2 protein-coding genes are annotated in these 988 nt (G+C 64.8%); both read left to right on the forward strand.

Features of this window, described 5'->3' with window-relative positions; genetic code table 11:
* Nucleotides 1–613, forward strand: a 613-nt coding sequence (locus HP546_RS30655; RefSeq protein ID WP_172233738.1) for a dihydrolipoamide acetyltransferase family protein, incomplete at its 5' end; no start/stop codon positions are given.
* Nucleotides 614–615: 2 nt separating this feature from the next.
* Nucleotides 616–988: FAD-dependent oxidoreductase (locus HP546_RS30660; protein ID WP_172233741.1), on the forward strand; the 373-nt coding region annotated here is incomplete at its 3' end.

The raw sequence follows: 988 nt of genomic DNA on the forward strand, positions 1-988 counted from the left end.
CAGCTATGTGGAAGAAATCGACGTCACCGCCCTGGAAGCGCTGCGCCAGCAGCTCAACAGCAAGCATGGCGACAGCCGCGGCAAGTTGACTCTGCTGCCGTTCCTGGTGCGCGCGCTGGTGGTGGCGCTGCGTGACTTCCCGCAGATCAATGCCACCTACGACGACGAAGCCCAGATCATCACCCGCCATGGCGCGGTGCATGTGGGTATCGCCACCCAGGGTGACAACGGCCTGATGGTGCCGGTACTGCGTCACGCCGAAGCGGGCAGCCTGTGGGCCAACGCCAGCGAGATTTCGCGCCTGGCCACTGCCGCGCGCAACAACAAGGCCAACCGCGATGAGCTGTCTGGTTCGACCATCACCCTGACCAGCCTGGGCGCCTTGGGCGGCATCGTCAGCACGCCGGTGGTCAATACCCCGGAAGTGGCGATCGTCGGCGTCAACCGCATGGTCGAGCGGCCAGTGGTGATCGACGGCCAGATCGTCGTGCGCAAGATGATGAACCTGTCCAGCTCGTTCGACCACCGTGTGGTCGATGGCATGGATGCCGCGCTGTTCATTCAGGCCGTGCGTGGCCTGCTCGAACAACCCGCCTGCCTGTTCGTGGAGTGAGCATGCAACAGACTATCCAAACTACCTTGCTGATCATCGGCGGCGGCCCTGGCGGCTATGTGGCGGCCATCCGCGCCGGGCAACTGGGCATCCCTACGGTGCTGGTGGAAGGCCAGGCGCTGGGCGGTACCTGCCTGAACATCGGCTGCATCCCGTCCAAGGCGCTGATCCACGTGGCCGAGCAGTTCCACCAGACCTCACGGTTTGCCGGGCCATCGGAGCTGGGTATCAGCGTCTCCTCGCCGCAGCTGGACATCGGCAAGAGCGTGGCCTGGAAAGACGGCATCGTCGACCGCCTGACCACCGGCGTTGGCGCCCTGCTGAAAAAGCACGGGGTCAAGGTGGTGCAGGGCTGGGCCAAGGTGCTTGATGGCA

Origin of the sequence: Pseudomonas sp. CM25 (assembly GCF_013179705.1) — a bacterium.
GTDB lineage: Bacteria > Pseudomonadota > Gammaproteobacteria > Pseudomonadales > Pseudomonadaceae > Aquipseudomonas.